We start from the raw sequence: 25,857 nt of genomic DNA on the forward strand, positions 1-25,857 counted from the left end.
TTACACCGCCAACGCTAAACAAAATAAACATACAAAAGCCAACACTGTAATTCTTAAAACCAAAGAATAATCCTTACCTATGCTAAGAGTTCTAGCAAAAGTTTTAAGGAAAAATGCAACACTATCTACCAAAGTATCTAAAATTTCTTTATCGCTTTTTCTTAAAAATTCACAAAATAAAGCATATTTGCTAACAATAAATTGATGATAAAACCTTGGTATATAGTATTCATTAAACAAAAGCTTATAAATGCTTGTTTTAGAAAGTGATGGTTTAAACCAATTTTTCCAATAAGCTATGATAGCTAAAAGCACTCCAAGTACCGCAGCAGCACTTGCAAGCACCATAACTAAAGAATTTTGTCCATCAATAAAAGCTAAGTTTTGACTTACAAACTCCATAAAACTATGCTCAAAAAATCCTGCAATAATAGCAAGTAAAGCCAAAGGACTCATCGCAAGCAAGGCTATTTTACTAGCTTCATGAGGATGTTCTTCATGTCTTTTTGGAGTAAAAAATACAAGCATTAAAAGTCTAAAACTATAAAAAGCTGTCATAAAAGCTGCTATTAAAAGCACTAAGAAAATTCCATGATGATGACTTATAAAAGAAAATCCTAAAATTAAATCTTTAGAAAAAAATCCTGCAAAAGGATAAATTCCTGCCAAAGCCAAAGAGCCTATAAGCATTAAAATAGCACTAAAACGCATACTTTTATAAAGCCCACCCATCTTACTAATATCAAGCTTATCATTCATCGCATGCATAACATTACCCGCGCCTAAGAATAATAAAGATTTAAAAAATGCATGGGTTGCTAGATGAAATAAAGCTATAGCATAAGCTCCAAGACCTGCTGCTACAAACATATACCCAAGTTGAGAAAGTGTTGAATAAGCAATAATTCTTTTTAAGTCTTTAGCTACCATAGCCATAGAAGCAGCAAAAAGCGCTACAAAAGCTCCAAGTATAGCGATAAAATATCCTACTTCAGGAACTTGCAAATAAAGCTCTCCTGCGCGAATTACTAAATAAACTCCCGCAGTAACCATAGTCGCAGCATGGATTAGCGCTGAAACTGGTGTAGGTCCTGCCATAGCATCAGCAAGCCAAGTATGGAAAGGAAATTGCGCTGATTTACCCATAGCACCCACAAAAAGTAAAAGTGCTATCAAAATCAAAATCATATCATTTTCATGCCCTAAAGATAAAAGGGTAAAAAACTCATCGTATTTTAAAGAATTGAACTCTATATAAATTAAGAAAATTCCTAAAAGCAAAGCCAAATCTGCAATTCTATTCATGATAAATGCTTCATTAGCAGCAAAGGTGTATTTTTCATTATGATACCAAAAACCTATCAAAAGCCATGAGCAAAGTCCAACACCTTCCCAACCTATGAAAAGTCCTAAGAAATTATCACTCATAATCAAAAACATCATAGAAAAAACAAAAAGTCCTAAATAACTAAAATAGCGATTAAACCCTTCATCATGCTCCATATAAAATATACTATATAAATGCACAAAAGTAGCAACTATACTTACTACATTCATCATAATTAAAGTAATAGAATCTATTTTGAAACCAAAACTAACATCTACTAAAGATATCCAAGTGCCAAGTTCAAAGTTAAAATGCACCCCATTACTTAATAAAATAATTGAAGCAAATGCTGAAAAAGCTATAAATAAAGAAGCTAAATAACCTAAAATAATTTTCTTAGCACTAAAAGCAAAAATACCTAAAACAATAGCTGAAACTAAAGGAGAAAAAAGTGCAATTAAGGCTAAATTTTGCATTTTAACTCTCCTTTTTCAGCTAAAGAGCCAAGCTCTAATGTTCCTGTTTTTCTATACCATAAAACACAAAGTGCTATCCCAACAGCTACTTCACAAGCTGCAACCCCCATTACAAATAAAGCAAAAATTTGTCCTTCTATATCTTTATGGGAAGCCCCTGCTGTAACTAAGGCCAAATTAGCAGCATTTAATAAAATTTCACTTGAAATAAAAAGCATAATTAAATTTTGGCGTTTTATAATACCTATTAGACCAATGATAAACATCAAAATAGCCACAATGTAGTATTTTTCTAACATCATTGCTCATCCTTTTTTATATTTTTTTGAGTAAGTGCTATTGCACAAATTAAAGCTATTAAGAGCAAAATTGCCATAAATTCAAAAGCAAGCATGTATTTTGTAAATAGGGCAAAACCTATTTGCTGAGTTGAATCAAGATCATAAACCTCATTAGCTTCATTTAAGCCAAAGTTATAACCCATAATAATACTAATTAACAAAATGGCACTAAAAACCACAGCAAAAATAAATACTCTTTTACCTTTTAGACTTTCCTTTACTTTTATCGAAGCATCAAAAAACATCATAGCAAAACTATAAAGACCTAAAATAGCCCCACTATAAACGATAATTTGAATCGCTCCAATAAATTCAGCATTCAGTAAAAAATAAAATCCGCTTAAAAAAACCATAGCCGCAGCCAAAGAACTAATAGCATAAAGCACACTAGTACTTAAAACACTAATTAGAAAAAATCCCAATACCAAAACACTTAACAGACAAAAAGCTATCGTTTCAAACATTTTCTTCCTTTGGGGTATCTTGCTGTCTTTGCAAATCTATCTCATAATAATTTGGAGTTTTCTTTACTAAATCATCAGCATCTTTTCTTAAACTACCACTTCCTTCAAATACCACTTGATTTTTAAGCTCATCAATAGGAGTTAAAAAATCTTGCTTTTGACCAAAATAAGATCTTTGTTCTGCTGCATTTTCATACTCTTTACCATGTACAATGGCAAGTTCAGGACAAACATCAGCACAAAAGCCACAATAAATACAACGCCCTAAATTGATACTATAATTTTCAACCTTTTTACGACCATCTTCGCTTAAACTTGTTTCCATTCTTATGCAATTACTAATACAAATTTTTTCGCACAAGCCACAACCAATACAACATTCACTTTCACTTTCAATAAAACGCATTAAGCGATGAACTGCACGGTAGCGATTATCTAAAGCAACTTTTTCCATAGGATATTTAATCGTTGCGCTATTGTTCTTTTTAAACATTTCTCTTAATACAACAAATAAACCTACAAAAAGTTCTGTATTTAAAGAACGCTTGATTACTTGTATGAATTTTTCATAAGCATTTTGAGGATTTTTACGCTCAAAATCTACTTTAAAATAACCTTTTTTCATTGTTTTTCCTATATCACAAGTACTAAAGCACTAATTAATAAATTTAAAACCGCTAAAGGAATTAAAATCAAATAACACATTCTCATTACTTGATCAGGACGCAGTTGCGGAAAAGCCCCTCTAGCCCAAAAATACCAAAAGAACACAAAAGACACTTTCAAAAGCATCATAATAGCCCCTGGTATAATCCAAAAATCATTAAATCCACCCAAAAATAAAAGCGATATCATAATCGCTCCGGTAATCATGGCTGTATATTCACCAATAAAAAACATACCCCATCTAAGCCCACTATATTCAGTGCCATAACCTGAAACAAGTTCAGTTTCGTTTTCGCTTAAACAAAGTGGAGTTCTATTAGTTTCTATAAAAATGGCTATTACAAATAAAATAAAAGCTAAAGGCTGTTTAAAAATAAGCCAAGAAAGTATGCCTTCGCTTTGATAGTTATTAATATCTACTAAAGATAAAGAGCCAACAAGCATTACAACACACACCAAAGAAAGTCCTGCAACACTCTCATAAGAGATAATAGAAACAAGCCCTCTTGCCCCACCTAGTAATGACCATTTATTATTACTAGCCAAGCCTCCTAAAAAAATCGCATAAAAACTAACCCCACCCATACCTATAACAAATAACAAGGCCACATTAATATCAGCGATAATAGGACGAATCACTCTACCAAATAAAGTAAATTCAGGAAAAATAGGAATAGCTGCAATTGCTACAAAAGCACAAATTGCTGCAATCAATGGAGCGATTAAAAACACCACTTTTTGAGCATAAGTTGGCACTATATCTTCTTTAGTAAAAAGCTTAATCATATCAGCAACTACTTGAAGCAATCCAAAAGGACCTACCATATCAGGCCCTAAACGACGATGAAATAAAGCCAAAGCCTTTCTTTCAAGATAAGTTGCCAAGCCTGCTAAAGTAGCAAAAATAGCTATAACAAGCACGCATTTGATAATTGTTTCTATAATAAAAAAAGTAATATCACTCATATTTTAGCTCCTGCTTTTTCAAGCCAAACTTTTGCATATCGAGTATTATCAAATAAAGATTTATAATCAATCTTACTATCATAATCCCCCAAATACGCGCCATTTTCTAAAGATTCATCGCATTTTACACTTATAGCAATTTGAGTTTTTTCATTTTTTAAAATAACACTATCATCTTGGTTTAAATCAAATTTTTGCATTAAATCAGACGATAAAAATAAAGCTCCAACCTCATTAAAAGCTCTATTACTAAGCTTTGAAAACTGATGAATGCTATTTGCATGATATAAAGTCAAATTTCCTTCATTTTGTTCTTTAACTTCTTGAACGCTTAATGTTTTTTCAAACTCAAAATGGGAAAAATCAAGCTCATAACCTCTATGATTTACCCCACCATTATCATAATGATTTTCTAACTCATCAAAATCAATTGCCTTAAAGCCTTTATTTTGTGGTAAAAATTTAGTATAGTTGATCGTAAATTCCTCATCAAAATCTAAAGCATTTGCTAAATCATTTAAAAAATAACCTTTAAATTCTAAAGCTGCATTTGTAGGAACTAATCTTTTGTCATAATTGACAAAGCTACCTTCTTGTTGATTTAAACTAGAACTTGCAAGATCAAAATGCCCATCATAAGAAAAAGTAAAATCACCTTTTTCGTTATAACCTAGTGTTTTTCCCGCTTGAAAATCTTGACTTAAATCACAAATTAAACTCACGCCTAAAGTATTGGTGCAAGTTGGATTTAAAAAGACTTTAAAATCAGTATATTTTTGCACCAAAGCACAAAGCTTTGCTAGCTTTACACTTTGCTCATCATAGTAAAAATCACTTCCTATAATAAGTGTAAATTTTTGCTTTTTAGCTAATAAAGTTTCTAAAATATCCTCATCTATGCCAAGATTTTTCGCATAATTTGATCTTTGCACTTCTATGCTTTTTTTAATTTTTTTAGGCACAAGTTTTTTAACTTCTTCTATAATAGTTGCACCATTTTCATTTTGCTTTTCTATCTTTTCAATAACTTCTTCATTAATAGTTTCTTCTATTTCTTTAGTGCCTTGATAATACGCATTTTCTAATGTATTTTTAAAATCTTGTGGAAGCTCTTTAACAAATTTTTGCAAGATAAATAATAAAATATTTTCATTATCTTTAATATCATGATTAATCTGCAATAAATTTTTAGAATATTTATCCACACCTTTATCTTTTATAGGGTGAAAATATAGCCCTGCACCTTTATTCATTACTAAAGCGTTATTAACTTTATATCCTAACGTTGGCACATCATAGCGTAAAAATGAACCTACGATGATTAAAAAATCACTTTGAGTAATATCGTCTGTATTTGCATTATACATTGCATTTGCATTTTGATAAAAACAAGCTAGGAAATCTTGGAATTTTTTAGCTTCATGATTTATAAGATTAAGATTAAATTTTTTACTTAAATTTTGCAAGATTAAGGCTTCTTCGTTAGTAATAAAACTATTAAATAAAATATTTTTTATTTCATCATTTTTTATCATATTTACTAATTTTTCAAAAGCTTTTTCATCTTTACCTTGAACTTCATTTTGGGTATTAAAACCATATCTTGCAGCTTTATTTAGCGTAGCAAAAGCAAAGTCATTGCTCACTCTATAAATTTTTTCTTTTTGATTATTAATACTAGTTTGTTTAATATCATAATACATCAACTCACAATCACTAGAATGGGGATTACTAGCTGGAATTTTCTTTAATTCCCAAGCATTAGATGTATATTGAAAAGCCGAACCCACCAAGGCTCCTGTTGGGCATACACTTGTACATTCTCCACAAAAAGAACAATCAAGCATATTACCGCTACTTGGCGCAATTAAACTCTTTTGAAATTTAGTCCAAATCGCTAGCGCATCTTTACTCATACTTTCTTTAAAACTTGCATCAGGTGCATTTGCTCCTCTTGGAGTAGTTTTTAAAGCACTTTCACCTATCTTATCTTTACAAACTGTGATACATCTTTCGCACACTATACATAAAGCTGGATCATAATTAATCTCGCCCCATTTTTTATGCTCTTTATGGGTATCTTTAATCCAATAATTTTGCACATTTACTCTTGCCTTGTGTGTAAAGTTTTGAAGCTCACATTCGCCAGATTTATCACATACCCCACATTGTAAAGGGTGGTTGATACAATATGCTTGCATGATAGCATTGCGCTCATCCCATAAATTTGGCAAATCACTCTCTACTACCATACCTTCTTTAACTTTAGTATTGCAAGAATAAACCTTTTTACCATCAGCTTCTACCATACACATACGACATGCAAGTGTTGGAGAACAACCATTTAAATAACAAATTGCAGGAATGAAAATATCATTTTTTCTTGCGACATTTAAGATATACTCACCCTCATTTGCCTCACATTCTATACCATTAATGATAACTTTCATTTTATAACCTTAACTTGAGCTTTTGAAAAAGCAAAATCAGCGCTTTCATAATCAAACAAAGCCACCGTGCCTTTTAAATCATGATTGATTTTTACTATAGTTGTAAATTCTTGAGTGTTTATTTTTAAATTAATTTTATCCTCATCTTTAACCTTAGCAATCAAAGCAAAAGATGAAGAACAATGCAAATTTTTATCCCTTAAAGGTGCTTGCATGATGATAGTTCCATCAAAATTATCAAGTTCTAAAAGTTCACTAAAAGAATTTTGTATTGATAAATTTTCTTCATTTTCATTAGAGCAAATTAGCAAAAGATTAAATTTATGACAAAGTTTTTCTAAAAAATACTTAATATTTTCAAAGTCTTTATGTTGGCATAAATTTTCATCAAAAATAATACATTTTGCTTCTTTTAAAAACTCTAAAATCTCTAAAGCCTCTTCTTCTCCAAAGCAAGATTCAGCACTTAAATAACCCTCATCAAGCTCGTTAAATTCAGTATCCAAACTCATCTTACAAAGTAATGCAAGCACGAAAGGTACACTTGCAATCTCACATTTATAAAAACTTGCTTTTAAATTTTTATCTTCTAAACAGGAAATATTGTAATTTTTACTTTTGTTAAGCTTAGCACAAAGCGAAGGATTTTTTAAAGAAAGCAAATCCACAAAACACAAAGCATTTAAGCCTTCTTGATATCTTGCTAATTTCATTGTCCTACCTTTTTAAAAACTATAGTCCAATCTACTTGATTAAATTTTAAAGAATTTAAAAGTTCACAATTTTGCTCTTTTATGAAAGCAAAACTTTTTTCTACATTAGAAAAATCTCCTATTTCAAACAAAACCACTAAAACTTCACCCATATAGGCATTTTGAATGATTTGTTCTAAATCCTTAAATAAATCTTGACTTTTTCTTAAATCCACGCGTCTCATCGGTCTATCTCACCTAAAACTATATTAATACTTCCTAAAATTGCCACCGCATCAGCCAAATATGATCCAACAAGCATTTCTTCTAAAAACGCACAATGAAAAAAGCTTGGGGTTCTAGCTCTTAATCTATATGGCCTACCACTACCATCTGAGTGGATAAAAAATCCAAGTTCGCCTTTTGGACTTTCAGTTGGCACATACACCTCTCCTTTTGGTGGTTTTAAGCCTTGGGTTACTAGGACAAAATGTTGCATAAGTGAATAATTTTGTGTCATGATTTGCTCTTTTGAAGCGCTTACATACTCAGGATGATTGCATAAAATTTCAGGCGGAGTGTCTTGATAAAGCTTAGCACATTGAACTAAAATTTTTAAACTTTCTCTAAATTCTTGCATATAAACCTTATATCTTGCATAAGAATCACCCATTTTAGCCACAGGCACGCCAAAATCTACCTCATCATAAAGCAAATAAGGCTCTTCTTTTCTAACATCATAAGCAATCCCGCTTCCTCTTAACATAACCCCACTACAACCCCAACTTAGCGCTTGTTCTTTGCTTACAACTCCTACATTTTCAGTTCTTGCACGCCAAATTCTATTATCATCAAGCAAGGCTTCATAATCTTTTATATCATTTGGAAATTTATTGCAAAATGCTAAAAGTTCTTCTAAAAAACCTTCAGGTAAATCAAGCATTACCCCGCCTATTCTCATAGATGAATGTGTAAGTCTTGCCCCACAATATTTTTCTATTAGATCAAGCACATATTCACGCTCTCTAAAGCAGTATAAAAATACTGTCATTGCACCAATATCAAGAGCATGTGTAGCAAGCCATAATAAATGCGAAGCAATGCGGTTTAACTCAAGCAAAATCATCCTTATCACACTTGCTCTGCGTGGAATTTCCAAACCACAAAGTTTTTCCACAGCAGCTACATAGGCATAATTATTTGCACTAGCTGCGATATAGTCCATTCTATCAGTAGTTGGGATAAACTCTTGATAGATCATATTTTCAGCCATTTTTTCCATACCACGATGCATATAGCCTATACAAGGAGCAGCCTTGGTGATTTCTTCTCCATCAAGTTCTAAAATAAGGCGTAAATTTCCATGAGCACTTGGATGTTGGGGACCAAGATTTACTATCATAGTACCATCTTCACGCTCAAAGCTTATATTTTCATAATAAGGTTTTAATTTAGTAGAAATTTGCATTTTATCTTCTCTTATCTAAAATTTTTACTTGCGTTCTTTTGGCTTTTTTCACAAAAGGCACACCACCTTCTTCTTGATATTCTTGTAGGTATTTATCTTCTCTTGGGGCTTCGCCTTTACCAACCTCATGATAAATTCTGCTAAAGTTTAGCGTGTCTTTTTCATCTACAAAACCTGGATCTCTATTTTCCTCTCCTACAACCTCGCGGTATTCTTTTCCAAAAATTTTATCTATCTCATACCATTTAGCAAATTCATCACCATGCAAAGGATAGCTTTTTAAAAAAGGATGTCCATACCAATCATCAGGCATTAAAAGTCTTTTTAAATTCGGATGATTGATGATGAAAATCCCAAACATATCATATATTTCTCTCTCACACCAGTTAGCACCCTTAAAAACACTCATAACACTTTGAAGTTTTTCTTTTAAACCAACGAAAGTCTTTACTCTCACTCTTAAATTTTTCTCCATATTTAAAAGCTGATAATACACCTCAAAACCTTGTTTTTGAGCAACAAAATCAATCGCACTTGCGTCAGTAAAACAACTATAACCTAAATTTTTAAGCTTGCTAAGAATAGCAACATTATCATCTTTATTTATTTCAATTACCCAAAAATCAAGCTCTATAAAAGAATTTTTTAACTCAAATTCTTGGCTTAAAATTTGATGATCACTCTCAAAAGCACTACTCTCTGTGCTTAGTTTTTTAGTTGCAGGTGCATGGTAAAATCTATCTTCATAATAATTTTTTAGCTGAGCATTTTTCTTATCGCTATATTTTCTCATCATATAAGCCTTTTTGGAGCTATTTTTCTGCTTGCTTTTTCTTTACGAATTCTTTTTTGTAAAATCATCAAAGCAAATTGAAAAGTTTCAGGGCGCGGGGCACAACCTGGCACATAAATATCAACAGGAATGATTCTATCTACCCCTTGGACGGTAGAATAGGTATTAAACATACCACCGGTATTTGCACAAGAACCCATAGAAATAACCCATTTAGGATCAGGCATTTGATCATAAAGTCTTCTTGTAAATTCAGCATGTTTTTTGCTTAAAGTACCCGCTATAATCATTACTTCAGATTGTCTTGGACTTGCTCTAAAAATCGTTCCAAATCTATCAAAATCATATCTTGCACCACCTGCTGCCATCATTTCAATAGCACAACAGGCAAGCCCATAAGATAGCGCCCATAAAGAATTACTCCTACCCCATTGCACTAACTTATCAACCGTAGTTAAAACAACCGGTGCATTGCTCATTTTTTGATACTCTGCCATGCGAATGCTCCTTTTTTATAAGCGTATAAAAAACCTATTGCAAGCAATAAAATAAAAACAAACACTTCCACTAAGGCAAACAAAGATAAGCCGTATTTTGAAAGCTCTGCGGTTAAATCTTTAAAAATCACCGCCCAAGGAAATAAAAACACCACTTCAATATCAAGCAAAATAAAAATCAAAGCAAAAACAAAAAATTGAGAATTGATTTTATTCGCTTGCTTAGAAGCCATAGGCCCACATTCATAAATTCCAAGTCCTAGTTTTTTTCTATTATGAGAGGCGAGTTTGGATCCTATTTTAGAAGAAATATACACCAAAGTAAAAAATATAACACTTGCAATAACAAGCATTGCAAAGATGCCAAAGTATTGATGCTCTATAGTTGCGTGCGTCATAATAAACCTTTTATTCAAGCATAATTAAAATTTATTTTACTTTAACTTAGCTATATAAAAACTTATTATCAAAAAAATAAATTTTATGATATTTCAAAATGAAACAATTTTTATCTTTATTATAAAAACACTTTTTTATGGCATATATCTTGCAATATTTTTTCTTGATGAGAAATAAATATATAAGTAATATCGTGTGTTTTTTGAAAAGCATGCAAGTAGTTTAAAATTTTATAAGCGGTTACCACATCAAGCGCTGCTGTGATTTCATCTAAAATAAGCAATTTTGGCCTTAAAAGCAAAGCTCTAATCAAACCTAATCTTTGACTTTGACCACCACTTAGCTTAGAGGGTTTTAAATTTAAAATATCTTTTTCAAGTTCAAAAACATCAAAAAGTTTAAAAAGCTCTTCAAAATCAGGCTTAAGTTTAAAATTTTCATATACATCAAGCAAAAGTCTTTTAGTGCTTTTATAAGGATTTAAAGCTAGCTTTTGATCTTGGAAAACATATTGAATTTTTTGGCGTAATTTTCTTTGAGTATTAAAATCTAAATTTAATATATTTTCATTTTCAAACAAAACTTCTCCAGTATTTGCGCGTTCAAGCATACAAAGAATTTTAGCCAAAGTGCTTTTACCACTACCACTTTCCCCGCAAAGCAATAAATTCTCATTTTGATTTAAAGCAAAACTCACATCTTTAAAAACAAAAATTTCTTCTTCTTTTAAATACCAGTGTTTTTTAATTTTATAAGATTTACTTAAATTTTTAACTTCTAAAAACATTTTCATTCTCAAAATAATTTAACAATTCTTTGGCAAAAATACCTTTTGGATTGTTTAAAAACTCTTTCATAGGCATTTGATAAAGCAAAGTTTTATCTTCTATGATAGCTACCTCATCGCAAAGCTCTTTAGCTAAATTTATATCATGCGTGATGAAAATGAGATTTTTAAATTGCGCTTTTAACTCTTTTAAAATAGCGATAATTTTTTCTTCATTAGCCCTATCAAGTGAACTTGTAATCTCATCACACAATAAATACTTAGCCTCGCTTAATAAAGCTAGAGCTATTTGAACGCGTCTTGCCATACCACCACTTAGCTGATATATAAAAGAATGCCACAAAAGGTCATGATTTTTAAGCCCTAAACACTCAAAATAATAAAATGCCCTTTCTTTAATCTCTTTTGTGCTTAAATTAGTATGAGTTTTTAAAACTATATTAAAATAACTCCCTATATCAACAAGAGGATAAAAACTCCCATAAACATCTTGAAAAAGTAAATTTACCTTAGCTCTTAAGGCATTTAGCTCATTTGATTTTAAATTTAAAATATCTTTTTTATCTATCTGAAATTTTTGTGCATTAAGCTTGTAGTGTTTATCAAAAAGCTTAATCATACTTTTTAAAAGCAAGCTTTTTCCCGCTCCACTTTTACCCATGATAGCCAAAGCTTTACCATCTTCTAAATTAAGATTTACATCCTTTAGCAAGATTTTATCTTTAAAGTTAAGGTTAAGATTTGCAATTTCTATCATGTTTTAATCTCTTCTTGCAAATCATTACCCAAAGCAAGCAAAGGCAAAATAAGCATAAGTATAAAAGCTACTGGAAAAACTATCATCCACCAAAATCCTAAAAACACAGCCTTACTTGCTTCATTTAGCATATTTCCTAAACTTGGAGTCCAAAGCTCTACACCCAAACCAAAAAAACTCAAAGTAGCTTCACTTGTAATAGCATGAGCAATATTTAAAACAAAAAGCACAAAAAGCAAATTCCAACAAGCAGGTAAAAGCTCGCTAAATAAAGCTTTCATCTTACTAGAGCCTAGAATGATAGCATTTTGATAAAACTCAAGTTTTTGAAATTTATTAAGCTGAGTATCAAGCACCTTTGCTACAAAAGCAAAATGCCCCAAAGCGATGATAAAAATCATACTCCACAAAGATCCCGCCAAAAAACTTTGAAAAAACATAATCACAAGTAAAGAAGGTAAAGCCAAAAGCATATCAAGCACTCTAGCAAAAAAAGCATAAGCAAAAAATCTTGTTAAAAACACATAAACACAAGCAAAAAGCACACTAAAAAATGCTGCCATTACCCCTACAAACAAAGAAACACGCAAGGCATATAAAATACGCGTAAAAACATCTCTGCCAAGTAAATCTGTACCAAAAATATGACTTAAATTTGGGGCTATTTTAGCCTTACTTAAATCCACTAAATTAGGATCATAAGAACTTACTAAAGGTGCAAAAAGTGCTAAAACAAAACTTAACAAAATCATCATCACACAAAACTTACGCATTAGCAAACCTTGGATTAATCATCTTGCAAATTATTTCTACGATCAAATTTACAAGCACCACCACTAAAATGCTAAAAATCACCACAGCTAGCACCACAGGATAGTCTTTAAATAATATGCTTTTAATCACCAAATTTCCCACACCCTCATAAGAAAACACACTTTCTACTATATAAGTTCCCATTAAAAAACTCACAAAAGAAGCACCAAAATACGCAAGTATAGAACCAAAAGCATCTTTTAACACAAAGTGCAAATAAATTCTTGTTTTGCTAAGCCCTCTTGCAAAAGCACTTTCTATAAAGCTTTGATTTAAACTATCAATCAAACTTGTCCTTATAAAACGCACAAAAACAGCTAAATGTGAAAGCACTAAAGCACATACTGGCAAAAACAAATGCCACAAACGATTAAACACATCATCTTCAAAGCCAATATCAGCAATAGCCGAACTTGGAAAAAGCTTAAAAAATACAGCAAAAACCAAAATAAGCATTAGTGATAAAGAAAAAGCAGGCAGTGCAAAAAAACTCATCGTTAAAAAAGTGATAAATTTATCCAAAAAACTATCTTTATAAAGAACACAAAAAAGTGCCAAAACCAAAGATAACACAAAAAGTATAAAAAAAGCCAAACTCCCTAGTATGATGGTATAAGGAAGTTTTTCTTTTAAAATTTCACTAACTTTTTCTCCGCTGATTAAAGAGTAGGAAAAGTCGCCTTTTAAGGCATTAAAAAGCCAATTTTCATACTGCTCTAATAAAGGTTTATCTAAATTTAAATTACGTTCGATTTCTTCTTTTATTTTAATACTAGTTCCTTGAGGCACACTAGCAAAGACCACGCTTCCTTTAGCATGATAAATCATCACAAAGCATAAAAAACTCGCAAAAATCATCAAAAAAAACGCCCACAAGAGGCGTTTAAAAATGAGTTTTAGCACTAATTTTTGCTCCACTCATAAGCATTCCAAGTAAAACCTACCCCATGGTGACCTAAAATGTGAGGTTTTATACCTTGGATATTTTTAGCAAAAACTAAAGGATAATCAATATAAGCTATAAATAAAAACGCAGGATCTTTATATAAAGCGTCAATAAATTCTTTATAGTGTTTTTTTCTTTCATTTACATCAAGTGAATTTCTAGCCTTTGTTAAAGCCTCATCAACTTTAGCATTTTGATAATGGCCAAAATTCCATCCACTTGAGTTTAAAGCACTATCTTGAGAACTTGCAAAAACTCTAAAGGTATGAAAATCAGGATCATAAGGACTACCCCAACCTACTAAAAAGCTATCAATTTTCGTATAATCAAAACTTCCACTTGGTTTAGCTACCGCTTTTGCTTTTATGCCAAGCTTTAAAAACTCACTTTGCAAGATATTTACCAAAGCTACTCTTAGTGGATCTTCACTCATAGCATACATTTCAAAGCTAAATTCTTTGCCATTTTTTTCTAAAATGCCATTTTTGTTTTTCACAAAACCTGCTTTTGCTAAAAGCTCATTTGCTTTTTTTACATCATAAGCATAGCTTGCAAATTCTTTAGGATTTGCCCATGATTTTTCTAAAGGATGATTTGCCACCTTTCCAAAAGAATGCAAAAGTGAATTTATAATAGCTTGTTTATCAATAGCATAATTTAGTGCTAAACGCACATTTTGATCTTTTAAAAACTCATGATTAAAATTAAACATCAAAGCACGATAATCAGCCGAAGGTTCTATAAGCATTTTAAAGTTTTTATCATTTGCAAAATTTGAAGCTAGAGCAAAATCAACCAAAGCCACATCAATAGAACCATTTTTAAGCTCAATAGCGCTAATACTTGGATCTTTAATGTGTTTTAGTATGAGTTTTGGTGTTTTTACCTTAGCTAAATGATAATTTTCATTTGCCTCTAAGATCATGTATTGACCTTTTTTCCATTGCTTTAGCTTATATGATCCTGTTCCTATAGGCATTTGATTAAATTTAGTGGTGTTTAAATTTTCTTTTTCAAGTAAATGTTTTGGTAAAATCCCTACACTCAAAGCGTCTAAAAATGCAGGAAAAGGCTTTGAGAGTGTGATGGACAAACGATAATCATCGATGATTTTTACTTCTTTAACTGCGTCAAAATTTACCTTTGAGGGTGAATTTAATTTCTCATCTTTTAAAGCATTTATACTAAATTCCACATCTTTAGCGCTAAATTTAGCCCCATCATGCCACAACACATCATCTCTTAAAGTAAATTCATAAACAAGCCCATCTTTGCTAACTTTCCAAGAACTAGCAAGATCAGGCGCTAAGCTCATATTCTCATCAAAGCGTGTAAGTCCTGAAAACACAAGAGCAATTGCCACATCATGATCTTCACTAAAAAGCGGATTAATACGCTCTGGTTCATTTTCCACTGCTATAACGATCGTATCTTTTGGCGTGGTAGCAAAAAGATTTAAAGCACAAAAAAGCATGATAAAAAATCTCAACATAAAAGGCCTTTCTTATAAAATAAAGTGAAATTATAACGCTTTTTAATCATAAGCTTTGGTAAAAATTTCATTTTTATCATCAAATAAAAGTTGCAAATACCTCTCATACTGCTTTAATATATCTACGATGATTTCTTGCTCGTTTAAATACTCTATATTATAACCATTACGCGAATCAGCAAAGAAAGTTTGTGGCTCAAAAATAAATTCTTTAGAATAAGTTGGCATAAATTTATCATCAATTATGCTTTGGCTTGCTTGTTTTTTTACTACTTGCACTCCATAGATAAAATCTTTTGCAAATTCTTTTTTTATAATCAAACTTATACTTGATTTTTCTTGAACAATTTGTGTTTTTAAGCCGTAATTTTTTAGACTTTGACTGAGTGATTCCATAGCATTTTTGACTTTAGTATTTAAGAAATTTTGTATGTCTTGTTCTTTGCTTTGTTTTAAAATTCTAGCTAGTCTTTCTTGCCAAAATTCCCCTGAAAAATACACACTACTTTGACTAAGCTTAGTTAAAGAGTAATTTACATCTACGATTAAACCTTTAAGCAGTGAAAAACACATCAAACAAAGCAAAAAGGCAAAAGGCAAAGCCACTATCATAGTGATACTTAAAATTGCTCCCAAACCACCTGAATACAACAAAGAAGTAGCTAAAAGCGCAAGTACAAAACCCCAAAGGATATTTTGCCATTTGTATGGCTCATGAGCCCCACCACTACTTAAAGAATTTAACACAAATATCCCACTATCTGCTGAAGTGATAAAAAACAAAGCTAAAACCAAAAGTGCAAGCAAAGAGCTAAAATAAGAAAAAGAAAAATTTTGTAAAAAATAAAAAAGCAAGCTTTCAGGCGCTGAAGTAAAAGGACTTAAGATATCATTAAAATTTAAAGCACTATTACCAAAAATGCTAAACCAAAGTATATTAAAACTAGTAGGCACTACAAGCACACCAAAGATAAATTCTCTTATCGTTCTACCGCGAGAAATCTTAGCGATGAAAAAGCCCACAAAAGGCGCCCAACTAAGCCACCAAGCCCAATAATAAATAGTCCAATTATTAAACCACTCTATATGTTCTTTTTCATAATAATAAGTCTTAAAGCTCAAAGAAATTAAATTTTGCAAATAATTGCCAATATTAGAGCTAAATTGCGAAAGGATTTGAATGGTGTTGGTTGAAAAAAGCACAAAAAGCATTAAACACACTGCAAAAACCAAATTTGCTTCACTTAAAATTTTTAAGCCCTTTGTCAAACCACTAATCGATGAAAGCGTAGCTAAAGAAATGATGATGATTATAATCACGCTTTGTTCTAAAAAGCTTTGTTCGTTTAAAATGCCTAAATTTAAAAAGCCAGCATTAAGCTGAGAAGCACTATAACCAAGTGTGGTACTAATACCAAAAACCGTGACAATTAAAGCTAGCATATCAACTAAATTTCCCCAAAAACCATAAATTTTGTCTTTAAGCAAAGGGTAAAAAGCGCTACGCAAGCTAAGAGGCATTTTATATCTAAAACCAAAATACGCCATAGCCAAAGCACACACCCCATAAATAGCCCATGGGTGAATTCCCCAGTGAAAGATAGTATGTAGCATAGCTTCTTCATCGCTTGTTTGTAAGGCTTTTTTATGTATAAGAGGCTCAGCCACACCAAAATACATAAGCCCCACACCCATACCCGTAGCAAAAAGCATAGCAAGCCATGAAGTGAATTTAAAATGAGGTTTTTCATCATCATCGCCGAGCTTGATATCGCCAAATTTTGAAAGTGCGAGTGCTAGCATAAAACACACAAAAAAACTCACGCTTAGTATATAAAACCATGAAAAATTTGCAAAAATCCCGCTTTTGATATGATTGATAAAATCATTTGTAAGCTTAGGTAAGAAAATACAACTAAGACTTAAGATGATTATAATGCTAATGCTTGGGATAAAAACTGACTTTTTGAAACTTGTCTTTAGCATGGTACTCCTTTTTTGGATAATTTTCATTATACCATAAGCTAAAAATGAGCAAAATTTAAAAACCAAAAAAACAAAAAGGCTTTAATAAGCCTTTTAATTTAACTTGGTACTATAGAGTTTTTACGTGCGGTTTTTTGGAAAGAAAAAAGAATTAAAATCAACAAGATAGTATATGCAAATGTTATATATACAAATATAGGATTTGTAAAATTTTGTTCATCATTAAATATCTTTCCGATAAAAGGATTTAAGATAGATATGCTAATCCCCAATACTATAATCACGATAATGTAGCTAGCGACTACAAACACTAATCTTAGCGCTAATGATTTTAAATACACCAACCATAAATAAAAAATGATAAATACAAAAAATATACCTATATTTGAAAGGACTACAAGACTGTCTTGACTCTTTGGTATATAAATATTTAAATAAATCAAAACAACCAATAAACCTAAAAAATATGCAACTAAATTTAATACACAAAATATTATTTCTTTAATGCAAATTTCATTCTTAATTACCTCATAAATCGTTTTGATATTTTTCAAAATATCCCAGAAAATCATCAAAAATCCAATTGCAATTAATCCATAATAAAATATTAGAATACACGAAGGATATTCTTGAACAAACGATGACTCGATAATGGAATTTTTTATATCTTTGAAAGCATTTGTCAAACTACTATTGTTATCTAATAGATTATCAGAATATTGATATGATTTAAGATTATCTTCATATCCTCCCATAAAAAGAAATACACTATACAAAGCAACTAATAATACAATATTATTAAAAACTTTTAAGAAATCGGTATGATGATCACTTAATTTTCTATAAAAACCCAAAAGCAAAGAATCTATAAAATATTTTAAATGTAATGAACTTTTTCGTGCTGTTGTCTTTGTTTCTCTGTTATTCCAATTTTCTTTCAATTCTATCTCTTTACAATAAAGCTCGTATTTATGAAAATTTGAAGCTTCTAAAAGATTATTATCTTTTATCAATGCATTTTTAAAATTTCTAAAAGAATCTCTAAAATCATTTGCAAATTTATCTAAAGATTTTTTATCTTTTTCATTTTTATCTTTATTAAAATCTTCATATTCTTGTTTAATTCTATCTTGCAAATCATCAAAAGTAAAATTTAAATTTGTATTTACAACATTTAAATTTCCTTTGAAAATTACCTGAGAAAAATTTGGAGTTTTATCAAATCTAGCTCCATAAAAACTAGCTGTCTTTTCAAATTCACACTTATAAAAATCAGCACTATCTTTAAAATAAGAATTAATAAAATACGCATTGTTTTTAAAAAAAATACTAAAAAAATAACATTTATCGTTAAATTTATTTTTATACAAAGATATATTTTCAATAAAACTATCTTTTACATAAAAATATTTTTCAAATGTATTAAAACTTAAATGCAAATTACCTATTTTAGTATTATTTGTAAATTTAACACTTTCTAAAAAATTATTATGACTAAAATGTAAATTTTTAAATTCGCAATTATTAAATTCAATCATTGCTTTATAATCATCTATAGGCTTATAGTTACTTATTGCAAAATCTTCAAAACAAATATTTTTTAAATCTATTTGTTTAAAATAGCAATTGCTAAAATACAAATTTTGTTTAATATGTATTTTTTCTTTGCTTTCGTTTTTAAATTCTATATTAAAACTTTCAAATTTTATTTGAAAATCCATATCAGATAATTTAGACAACATTGTTAAATCTATTGTTAAGTCTAAAATATTTTCTTTATTATTTTTTATGATAAATGAATTTTTATGTTCTTTTATATACTCTTCATCATTAATTTTAAAATCATCTATATCATCTTCATTTATTTCTTTTATATTATATTCACAAGAACATTTTATAACTTTCTTTAATTTTTCTTTGATTTTTTCAACATCATTTTCTGATAAAGTTAAAAATTTAGAATACATTTTTTATCCTTTTAACTCGGCGCTATGGAATTTTTACGTGCGGTTTTTATATAAAAAATTTTTTCATTCTTTCAAACCATTCTTTAATTTCATCAAAATTTTGCATATTATTTTCATTGATTTTGTCCCATATTTCTTTATTAGCAAACATTGATTTAATTTTTGTTGCTCCAATTTTCTTATCTTCCGATTGACAATTAAAAACATATTGAGCTATATCCTCATTATCCCAATTTCTTTTAAAATTATCAGAAAAAATCAAATCCTTACCCAATTTATTTTTAAAATATTCTTCAAGTATATCAATAGGATAATAATTTTCAATTTCTCGCTTTTTTGTTCTTATTAAATTTTGCTCTTCAACATCTCTCCTATCCTCGTCTCTATCTAAGAAATAAAGACATTTAACATTACTTTGTTTTAAATAATCCTCCCTTATCCAGTTTTTAACATTTCCTCCACCATGCAATGGAATCAAAGTTATTGTTTTTAAATCAAATATATTTCTTAAACATTCAAATTTATTATTTAAATTATTTAAAAACTTTACATCTGTTTCTCCTTCTACAAATAAAACTCTTTGATATAATAAATACGGCAAAACACCTAAAGTATCAGCAAGAATCTCTGCATCAATTTCATCTCCATGATAAACTATTCGTCTATCTTCATCATCTTTTTGTATAAAAATAATATTTTCCTTATTAACCATTCTTACAATCTCTGGAGTATGTGTTGTAAGCAAGATTTGACGTCCTTGATTTTGTGCTAATTTCTGCAAAGATTCTATAACTATTCTTTGATAGTTTGGATGTTGTGATGTTTCTGGCTCTTCAATTGCATAAATCATATTAGATTGTTGTTTTCTTTCAGCATCCTCTAAAAAGAAACTTAATAAAAACAACCTTTTAACTCCACTACCTCTTTTATTAAATGATATTCCACTGTCACTTTTAAATTCATAGCTAAATAATGAACTTAATTCTTTTGAAGTAATATCTGGGACTAAATCTTTCACGATATCTTTATCAAAACTTTTTAACCGCTCAAGTGTCGCATTAGCAAAACTCTTAATATTATCTAAAATATTTTCTTTCATATTATTAAATTGTTGCTCAATTTCAGAGATAGCATTTTGTGTAATGGCTTTTGTTATTTGGGTGATTTCACTATCTTTATCTGTATTTGTTCTATCAGCTTTAAATAATAAAAATTTAGGCATTTTTTCCTTTAATTTGTTATATATACTAACAATATCAGTATCTTTTGTGGATATATCTATTTCCTGTTCCATAAAATTTAAATTTTCTTGCGAAAATAAAAAATTCCTTATTTCTTTTTTGATATTTTGATTAACTTCAGACTCTTCGGAGAGTAATTTTCTTAAATCTTGAATCTTTAATGTAATAAGTGGTTTTTCCCAATTGGTTGGATAGTTGCAAACAAGATAAGTTTTGCTTAACTTTCCTTTTTCCCATGTTTTTTTGATTTGCAATAAATTCTCTTGGTTTAACAAATACTCACTCTCTAAAGATGTCTGCGTTCTTTCACTTTCGCTAGCATCAATATTAATCTGCGTCTGCGGTTCAACCTGAAAGAAACAAGTAATACTAAATTTATTCTCATTTGAGTTAATATTGACATCATCTTCTAAAGCCTTATTATTTTCAAAAAATATATCCAATGCATCAAATAATGTCGATTTTCCTACATCATTTTTTCCAATAATTACGCTTAAATCCGAAAAATTAAATTCTGTATTTTCATAGCTTCTAAAATTTTCAATTTTACATTTTACTAATTTCATTTTCACTCCTTATTTTTAATGATTTTTATTTCTTCTTCGTTTAGGTTGTAAAGTTTATAAACGATAGAGTTTATTTTGTCTTCTTGGGTTTTGGTGTTTGCATTTTTGTCTTGTTCTTTTAAATTTAAAATTTCATCGACTAAGCTTATAAGCTCGTTTACTAGTTTTTCATTTTTAGAATTTATTTTTGGTATGCAAAATTTTTCTATATAAGCTGGCTTAATCCTATAAAATCCACCTCTCATCACAACGCTAGTTTTTTGCAAAAACCACCAAGTTAATGATGAATTTAAAATAGCTATTAAATACTTATAATCTAAATTTTTATATTCTTCATTTTTAACATAACCATAAATAGTAGTAGTGAAATAAAATTTTCCAAGATTATCAAAAGCAAAATGAGTATTATTACAAATATCTGGACAAAGTAATTTTTCTATATTCTCTTGATTTATGCCTTGTGTTCTGCCAAATTGATACCATTTTGCATTGTCAAATCTTCCATTTTCTCTTGCTCTTAAAACATTTTCACACTCTTTTAAATAACTCCAAGCTTTTGGAAATTTAGCTTTTAATTCCTTTTCATCATAAAGAGACATTTTTGCTTTAGTATTTACATCATCTTGTTTATAATAAGGAAATAAAACCATTGAATTTGAAACAGGTTTTTCATATCTATGAAAATTATCACCCATTAAAAGTGGTTTTAAAATTTCTTTTTCTATCTCCACTTCCTTATTAAGCTCTTTAGAATATCCTTTAACTAGATTTTTATTTTCTTTGCAATCTTTTAAAAAATAAACACTATCTTTACTTGTAGCTAAACCTTGAAAAATTTTAGAAAAAATATTTTTCACCATTATATGTTGATTAATTTTTGAGAAAATTTCTTGATTTAAATTTTCTTCAAAACTCCAAAATGATGAAGATAGTTTTTTATTGTCTATAATTTTAAAATCTTCTTCTTGTAAATTAAAAATAAAATTTGACATTTCTTCTTTTGAGTTGATATTTTTATCCGTTTGAATAAATTTCAAATGCGAAGAATTATTCTCAAACCATTGCAAAGCCGTATATGTTGAAGCATCAAAAACCTGAAATTCCCCAAAAGATATAATCTTGCTAATCTTATCTTTTGCAAATTCTCTTAAATTTAACCCAAAATCAGCATTAATCCATTTATGAGGCATTATAAAAGCAATTGTTCCTTTATTTTTTATAAGCTTAAAACATTGCTCTACAAACAAAATGTATATATCATAATTTTTACTTGCCACTTTAAAATGTTTTTTATAATACTGCGATAAATTTTTATCTAACCCTTGTATTCTTATATAAGGTGGGTTACCGATGATGAGATCAAACCCTTGAAAGCTCCCGCCCTCATCAAGCACTTCGCTAAATTCAAAACGCCATTCAAAAGGATTTGCACTTTCTAAGTCAAATATACTCTCATAAAGCTTTTTAAGCTTTTTAAATTCTTTCTTAGCAGCACTTTCATCAAAGTCAAATTCAAACATATTTTTAGAGAAAAATGCTCTAAAATTCTCATCTTTTTCATCTTGCGCTAAAAAATCGCCATATTTTTTAGAGTATTCATTAGCGCCGTTGGTAAGTTGCTTGATCTCTTTAGCAAATTTGTCTTTTAAGCAGAAATTTTTAAAAGACTCTTTGAGGTTTTTGATCTCTTTTGCGATGAGAGTTTTGTCGGTGTAAAAGCCTTCTTTGTAGTCTTTGACTATGCGTTTGTATTTATCCATGCGTTCTTTGATGTTGGGGTAGTGAGAAAGGCTTTTGTGAATTTCAAAATAACTTATAAGCGAATTTCCGCATTTTATGTTGATGTCGATGTTTGGTAGGGTTTTAAGATCATGATAGTTTGTATCATCAAAGCTTTCATAAAAGCTGTGTTTTAAAAGCTCTATCCAAAGCCTTAGTTTAGTGATCTCACATGAGTTTGGGTTGATATCTACTCCAAAAAGGTTGTTTTCTATGATGTCTTTTTTACGCTCGAAAAGTTCTTTTTGGCAAAGGTGGGTTTTGTCCTTGTCAAAATCAGGGCGTTTATACTCTAAAAATTGGCCTTTGTGATTTTGCACTAAAATTTCATCATTTTGCACGCTTAGGTAAAAGTCCTCTTCAAACAAACCAAGCTCATAATGCACCATAAGCATGGCATTTAAAGCTGAAACTAAAAAATGCCCACTTCCCACCGCAGGATCGCAAATGCGTATGGAATTTAGCAAGGCTAGTTTTTGCTCTTGAGGGATTTTTTCTTGACGCAACTGGGTTCTTAGCTCGTTTAGCTTGGTGGCATTTAGCTTAAAAGTATGGTTAAACTTATCTAGCACGACTTTTTCTATGCTTGCTTTACACATGTATGAAGTGATAAAGCTTGGGGTGTAAAAACTACCTTCTTTGTAGCCATTTAGTTTTTCAAAGACATTTCCCAAAACGCTTGAGTTGATGAGTTCTTTTTGCTTGATGAGTTCTTCGCTTTGCTCATCTGCTCCAAAATCAAAGCTGTCTAAAAACTCAAACAAATACTCTAGCAAACCTACTTTGCCTTTTTTGCTTTTGCCTTTGTCATCTTTTAACTGCGTGTGTGGGTGGTACTCTAGCAAAGCGTCATTTTCTAAAGTGGCAATTTCTAATGTGGTTTTTTCGATGGCTTGTTTTTCAAAAAGCGATGAATTTAAATAAGGCAAATAGCTAAATTTACTCTGTGTTCTTGTGTGCTTTTCTTTGGCTAAGATATCAAAGAAAAGATGTGAAAGGGTAGTAAAATTTGGAATTTTTTCATAGTTTAAGAATTTTAGGGTTTTATCATCGTTAAATCTAACTAAATTTGACTCAATAAGCTTTAAAAATAAAATACGATTTAACCAAAGTATGATGAATTTTAACACCTCTTCAAAATCATGCTTTGGAAGCTTGCTCGCTATGAGATGATAAAGCGTGCCTTGAGCTTGTTTGCTTTGCTCACTTTGTGTAATGATGAATTTAGAAAGCTGTTTGCTCTCGCTTAAACCTAAGATGTATAAAAGCTCTTTATAGAATGCATTGTTTAGTGAGTTTGCGTCATTTGGGCTAAATTCATTTAGCAAAAAGTCTTTATGGAAGGTTTTAAAAATGCTTGCTAGGTTTTTGAAATTTGACTTTTGCTTGTCTTTTAAAAAAGCTAAATCGATGAAAAAGCCTTTTAAGCTTTCTTTGGAATTTTCTATGAGTTTGCTTGCTTCTTTGTAAAATTCATCAGTGTTGCCTTTAAAAAGTGAATTTGGGCTTTGAAATTCTTCAAAAAGCTTTTTAAAGCTTGTGTTTTTATAAAAAAGCTCTTCAAACTCACTAGCTTTGAAAATGTAAAATTTATAAAAGTCTGTGATGATGATAAATTTCAAGCTAAAGCTATGTTCTCTATTTCTAAAATAATACAAAATAGCTTCATGCAAGGCTTTGGAATTTGGCTTTGTGTGGGTGATGAATTCTTTTGAGTTAGGCTTTTTAGCTTCGATGAGAACTTCTAAGTCTTTGCTAAGCTCATCTTTAGCGATGGCTAAATCAATCTCGCTTTTGCCTTTTTGTTTGGTTTTGATGTGGGTTTTGAAATTTAACATGGTTAAAAATGGACTAAGTGCATTAGCTACAAGATAGTCTTCATTTTCACTTTGTGAGCTTTCAAGTCTTTCTAGATACTGCGTTAAAGCTTTGCTAAAAGTGTCAAATTCATTTTGTGTGATTTGCTTTTTGCGGTAGTAAGGATTGAAAAAATCTTTTTCATTTAGCAAAGTAAAGTGCATTTTTAACCTTTATAAAGAATATTTTGTATTTTACTAAAATTTACTTTAAAGGATTGAAAAGAAGTTAATTTAATCATTGTCATCCATACTATTTTCTCATGTCATTATATACTATATCTAGATATAACAATTAACAAAACTAAAAAATCCACCAACCAAAAACAATTAATCTTTATCAAGCATATTTATTCTAGCCCAACAATAAAATTCACCTTACAATATACAAATAAAACAAGTCTAATTAATTCTATAATTTTATAAAACCACAACACTATTTAATTCAAATACCAATCTTTCCAATCCAAACAAACAACAATCTAAGTAATAACTAACAATAAAATATCACCCAACCCCTACCCATCAAATAAACCATTAAAACAATTCAATAACTAAACAACTAAAAAACTAATTTTTCAGATTAATAAAAAACCAAAAACATAAGCAGTAAAAACTAAAAAACCAAATTTATCAAACTCGCTATAAACATTTTAAACTTAAAACGACTAAATCCCCAAATAATATAAATCTAAAAGCTAAATCACTAAAAACACAAACAACTAAAAACAAAAATAAAAACCATGGTAAAAAATAAAACAATAAAGAATAAAAATAAATTAAAAAATAAAAAGGAATACAATTAAATAAAAACCATAAAAAATAAAATAATAAAAAATAACAATAAACATCCTACCTAATCAACACAAACTAATTAGAAATTTTCACAAGCTAACCAAGCTAATCCACCACAAGCAGTAAAAACTAAACCACTAAATAATTCATGATTGCACCATAAAAGAAATAAAAGAAATAAAAGAAATAAAAGAAATAAAAGAAATAAAAGAAATAAAAGAAATAAAAGAAATAAAAGAAATAAAAGAAATAAAAGAAATAAATTATAAAACAATAAAAACTATTTCTAAAGAAAAACAAATAATAAACTAGTTAAGGATTCAACTAAGTAAT

The 25,857-nt window shown here is 29.8% G+C and carries 21 protein-coding genes; all 21 read right to left on the reverse strand.

Annotated elements, in window-relative coordinates:
• Positions 1–1,803 (reverse strand): NADH-quinone oxidoreductase subunit L, encoded by a 1,803-nt coding sequence (gene nuoL, locus L8V88_RS05265; RefSeq protein ID WP_263727153.1) that lies wholly within the window; start codon positions 1,801–1,803, stop codon positions 1–3.
• Positions 1,791–2,102, reverse strand: coding sequence for an NADH-quinone oxidoreductase subunit NuoK (nuoK, locus tag L8V88_RS05270; protein ID WP_263724334.1), 312 nt, complete (start codon positions 2,100–2,102; stop codon positions 1,791–1,793). Before nuoK ends, nuoL begins: the two co-directional genes overlap by 13 nt.
• Positions 2,102–2,608: an NADH-quinone oxidoreductase subunit J gene (locus tag L8V88_RS05275; RefSeq protein WP_263674938.1), complete on the reverse strand. Its 507-nt coding sequence runs from the start codon at positions 2,606–2,608 to the stop codon at positions 2,102–2,104. Before L8V88_RS05275 ends, nuoK begins: the two co-directional genes overlap by 1 nt.
• Positions 2,601–3,233: an NADH-quinone oxidoreductase subunit NuoI gene (gene nuoI, locus L8V88_RS05280; protein WP_263724268.1), complete on the reverse strand. Its 633-nt coding sequence runs from the start codon at positions 3,231–3,233 to the stop codon at positions 2,601–2,603. The genes L8V88_RS05275 and nuoI overlap by 8 nt, the downstream gene beginning before the upstream one ends.
• Before the next feature lie 8 nt (positions 3,234–3,241).
• Positions 3,242–4,240 (reverse strand): NADH-quinone oxidoreductase subunit NuoH, encoded by a 999-nt coding sequence (nuoH, locus tag L8V88_RS05285; protein ID WP_039619340.1) that lies wholly within the window; start codon positions 4,238–4,240, stop codon positions 3,242–3,244.
• Complete coding sequence (locus L8V88_RS05290) at positions 4,237–6,690, reverse strand: NADH-quinone oxidoreductase subunit G (RefSeq protein WP_263727154.1); 2,454 nt, start codon at positions 6,688–6,690, stop codon at positions 4,237–4,239. Before L8V88_RS05290 ends, nuoH begins: the two co-directional genes overlap by 4 nt.
• Positions 6,687–7,403 carry a hypothetical protein gene (locus L8V88_RS05295; RefSeq protein WP_263727155.1) on the reverse strand — a complete coding sequence of 239 codons (717 nt, stop codon included), beginning with the start codon at positions 7,401–7,403 and terminating at the stop codon, positions 6,687–6,689. Before L8V88_RS05295 ends, L8V88_RS05290 begins: the two co-directional genes overlap by 4 nt.
• Positions 7,400–7,627, reverse strand: coding sequence for an NADH-ubiquinone oxidoreductase subunit E family protein (locus L8V88_RS05300; RefSeq protein ID WP_039642382.1), 228 nt, complete (start codon positions 7,625–7,627; stop codon positions 7,400–7,402). The genes L8V88_RS05295 and L8V88_RS05300 overlap by 4 nt, the downstream gene beginning before the upstream one ends.
• Complete coding sequence (gene nuoD, locus L8V88_RS05305; protein ID WP_263727156.1) at positions 7,624–8,850, reverse strand: NADH dehydrogenase (quinone) subunit D; 1,227 nt, start codon at positions 8,848–8,850, stop codon at positions 7,624–7,626. Before nuoD ends, L8V88_RS05300 begins: the two co-directional genes overlap by 4 nt.
• Before the next feature lies 1 nt (position 8,851).
• Entirely contained in the window at positions 8,852–9,643 is a 792-nt protein-coding gene (locus L8V88_RS05310; protein ID WP_263687697.1) for an NADH-quinone oxidoreductase subunit C, read from the reverse strand.
• Positions 9,643–10,140 (reverse strand): NuoB/complex I 20 kDa subunit family protein, encoded by a 498-nt coding sequence (locus L8V88_RS05315; RefSeq protein ID WP_039619352.1) that lies wholly within the window; start codon positions 10,138–10,140, stop codon positions 9,643–9,645. Before L8V88_RS05315 ends, L8V88_RS05310 begins: the two co-directional genes overlap by 1 nt.
• On the reverse strand, positions 10,119–10,538 hold the full coding sequence (locus tag L8V88_RS05320) for an NAD(P)H-quinone oxidoreductase subunit 3 (RefSeq protein ID WP_039629108.1): 420 nt from the start codon (positions 10,536–10,538) through the stop codon (positions 10,119–10,121). Before L8V88_RS05320 ends, L8V88_RS05315 begins: the two co-directional genes overlap by 22 nt.
• Positions 10,539–10,657: 119 nt before the next feature.
• Positions 10,658–11,326 (reverse strand): ATP-binding cassette domain-containing protein, encoded by a 669-nt coding sequence (locus L8V88_RS05325; RefSeq protein WP_263724263.1) that lies wholly within the window; start codon positions 11,324–11,326, stop codon positions 10,658–10,660.
• Positions 11,310–12,083: an ATP-binding cassette domain-containing protein gene (locus tag L8V88_RS05330; protein ID WP_263727157.1), complete on the reverse strand. Its 774-nt coding sequence runs from the start codon at positions 12,081–12,083 to the stop codon at positions 11,310–11,312. Before L8V88_RS05330 ends, L8V88_RS05325 begins: the two co-directional genes overlap by 17 nt.
• A complete protein-coding gene (locus tag L8V88_RS05335; protein WP_263727158.1) occupies positions 12,080–12,856 on the reverse strand; it encodes an ABC transporter permease in 777 nt (258 codons plus the stop codon). Before L8V88_RS05335 ends, L8V88_RS05330 begins: the two co-directional genes overlap by 4 nt.
• The gene (locus L8V88_RS05340; RefSeq protein WP_039619694.1) at positions 12,849–13,787 is read right to left on the reverse strand and encodes an ABC transporter permease; all 939 of its coding nucleotides are present in this window, start codon (positions 13,785–13,787) and stop codon (positions 12,849–12,851) included. The genes L8V88_RS05335 and L8V88_RS05340 overlap by 8 nt, the downstream gene beginning before the upstream one ends.
• An 11-nt stretch (positions 13,788–13,798) precedes the next feature.
• Entirely contained in the window at positions 13,799–15,334 is a 1,536-nt protein-coding gene (locus L8V88_RS05345) for an ABC transporter substrate-binding protein (RefSeq protein ID WP_263727159.1), read from the reverse strand.
• A gap of 42 nt (positions 15,335–15,376) precedes the next feature.
• Complete coding sequence (locus tag L8V88_RS05350; RefSeq protein ID WP_263677383.1) at positions 15,377–17,320, reverse strand: BCCT family transporter; 1,944 nt, start codon at positions 17,318–17,320, stop codon at positions 15,377–15,379.
• 98 nt (positions 17,321–17,418) lie between these two features.
• A complete protein-coding gene (locus L8V88_RS05355) occupies positions 17,419–19,287 on the reverse strand; it encodes a pentapeptide repeat-containing protein (protein ID WP_263727160.1) in 1,869 nt (622 codons plus the stop codon).
• Positions 19,288–19,333: 46 nt separating this feature from the next.
• Positions 19,334–21,094 (reverse strand): ATP-dependent nuclease, encoded by a 1,761-nt coding sequence (locus L8V88_RS05360; protein WP_263727161.1) that lies wholly within the window; start codon positions 21,092–21,094, stop codon positions 19,334–19,336.
• A gap of 2 nt (positions 21,095–21,096) precedes the next feature.
• Entirely contained in the window at positions 21,097–24,894 is a 3,798-nt protein-coding gene (locus L8V88_RS05365; protein ID WP_263727162.1) for an Eco57I restriction-modification methylase domain-containing protein, read from the reverse strand.
• Positions 24,895–25,857 lie beyond the last annotated feature (963 nt).

It is taken from the genome of Campylobacter sp. IFREMER_LSEM_CL2101, assembly GCF_025771825.1.
Lineage (GTDB): Bacteria > Campylobacterota > Campylobacteria > Campylobacterales > Campylobacteraceae > Campylobacter_D > Campylobacter_D lari_C.

What these genes read in the sequence shown, in the direction of transcription:
- L8V88_RS05275 (WP_263674938.1), bottom strand. Translation starts at nt 2,608, where the DNA reads ATGTTTGAAACGATAGCTTTTTGTCTGTTAAGTGTTTTGGTATTGGGA.
- L8V88_RS05365 (WP_263727162.1), bottom strand. Translation starts at nt 24,894, where the DNA reads ATGCACTTTACTTTGCTAAATGAAAAAGATTTTTTCAATCCTTACTAC.
- L8V88_RS05350 (WP_263677383.1), bottom strand. Translation starts at nt 17,320, where the DNA reads ATGCTAAAGACAAGTTTCAAAAAGTCAGTTTTTATCCCAAGCATTAGC.
- L8V88_RS05315 (WP_039619352.1), bottom strand. Translation starts at nt 10,140, where the DNA reads ATGGCAGAGTATCAAAAAATGAGCAATGCACCGGTTGTTTTAACTACG.
- L8V88_RS05330 (WP_263727157.1), bottom strand. Translation starts at nt 12,083, where the DNA reads ATGATAGAAATTGCAAATCTTAACCTTAACTTTAAAGATAAAATCTTG.
- L8V88_RS05335 (WP_263727158.1), bottom strand. Translation starts at nt 12,856, where the DNA reads ATGCGTAAGTTTTGTGTGATGATGATTTTGTTAAGTTTTGTTTTAGCA.
- nuoK (WP_263724334.1), bottom strand. Translation starts at nt 2,102, where the DNA reads ATGTTAGAAAAATACTACATTGTGGCTATTTTGATGTTTATCATTGGT.
- nuoI (WP_263724268.1), bottom strand. Translation starts at nt 3,233, where the DNA reads ATGAAAAAAGGTTATTTTAAAGTAGATTTTGAGCGTAAAAATCCTCAA.
- L8V88_RS05310 (WP_263687697.1), bottom strand. Translation starts at nt 9,643, where the DNA reads ATGAGAAAATATAGCGATAAGAAAAATGCTCAGCTAAAAAATTATTAT.
- nuoD (WP_263727156.1), bottom strand. Translation starts at nt 8,850, where the DNA reads ATGCAAATTTCTACTAAATTAAAACCTTATTATGAAAATATAAGCTTT.
- L8V88_RS05320 (WP_039629108.1), bottom strand. Translation starts at nt 10,538, where the DNA reads ATGACGCACGCAACTATAGAGCATCAATACTTTGGCATCTTTGCAATG.
- L8V88_RS05345 (WP_263727159.1), bottom strand. Translation starts at nt 15,334, where the DNA reads ATGTTGAGATTTTTTATCATGCTTTTTTGTGCTTTAAATCTTTTTGCT.
- nuoL (WP_263727153.1), bottom strand. Translation starts at nt 1,803, where the DNA reads ATGCAAAATTTAGCCTTAATTGCACTTTTTTCTCCTTTAGTTTCAGCT.
- L8V88_RS05295 (WP_263727155.1), bottom strand. Translation starts at nt 7,403, where the DNA reads ATGAAATTAGCAAGATATCAAGAAGGCTTAAATGCTTTGTGTTTTGTG.
- L8V88_RS05290 (WP_263727154.1), bottom strand. Translation starts at nt 6,690, where the DNA reads ATGAAAGTTATCATTAATGGTATAGAATGTGAGGCAAATGAGGGTGAG.
- L8V88_RS05355 (WP_263727160.1), bottom strand. Translation starts at nt 19,287, where the DNA reads ATGTATTCTAAATTTTTAACTTTATCAGAAAATGATGTTGAAAAAATC.
- L8V88_RS05300 (WP_039642382.1), bottom strand. Translation starts at nt 7,627, where the DNA reads ATGAGACGCGTGGATTTAAGAAAAAGTCAAGATTTATTTAAGGATTTA.
- L8V88_RS05325 (WP_263724263.1), bottom strand. Translation starts at nt 11,326, where the DNA reads ATGTTTTTAGAAGTTAAAAATTTAAGTAAATCTTATAAAATTAAAAAA.
- nuoH (WP_039619340.1), bottom strand. Translation starts at nt 4,240, where the DNA reads ATGAGTGATATTACTTTTTTTATTATAGAAACAATTATCAAATGCGTG.
- L8V88_RS05360 (WP_263727161.1), bottom strand. Translation starts at nt 21,094, where the DNA reads ATGAAATTAGTAAAATGTAAAATTGAAAATTTTAGAAGCTATGAAAAT.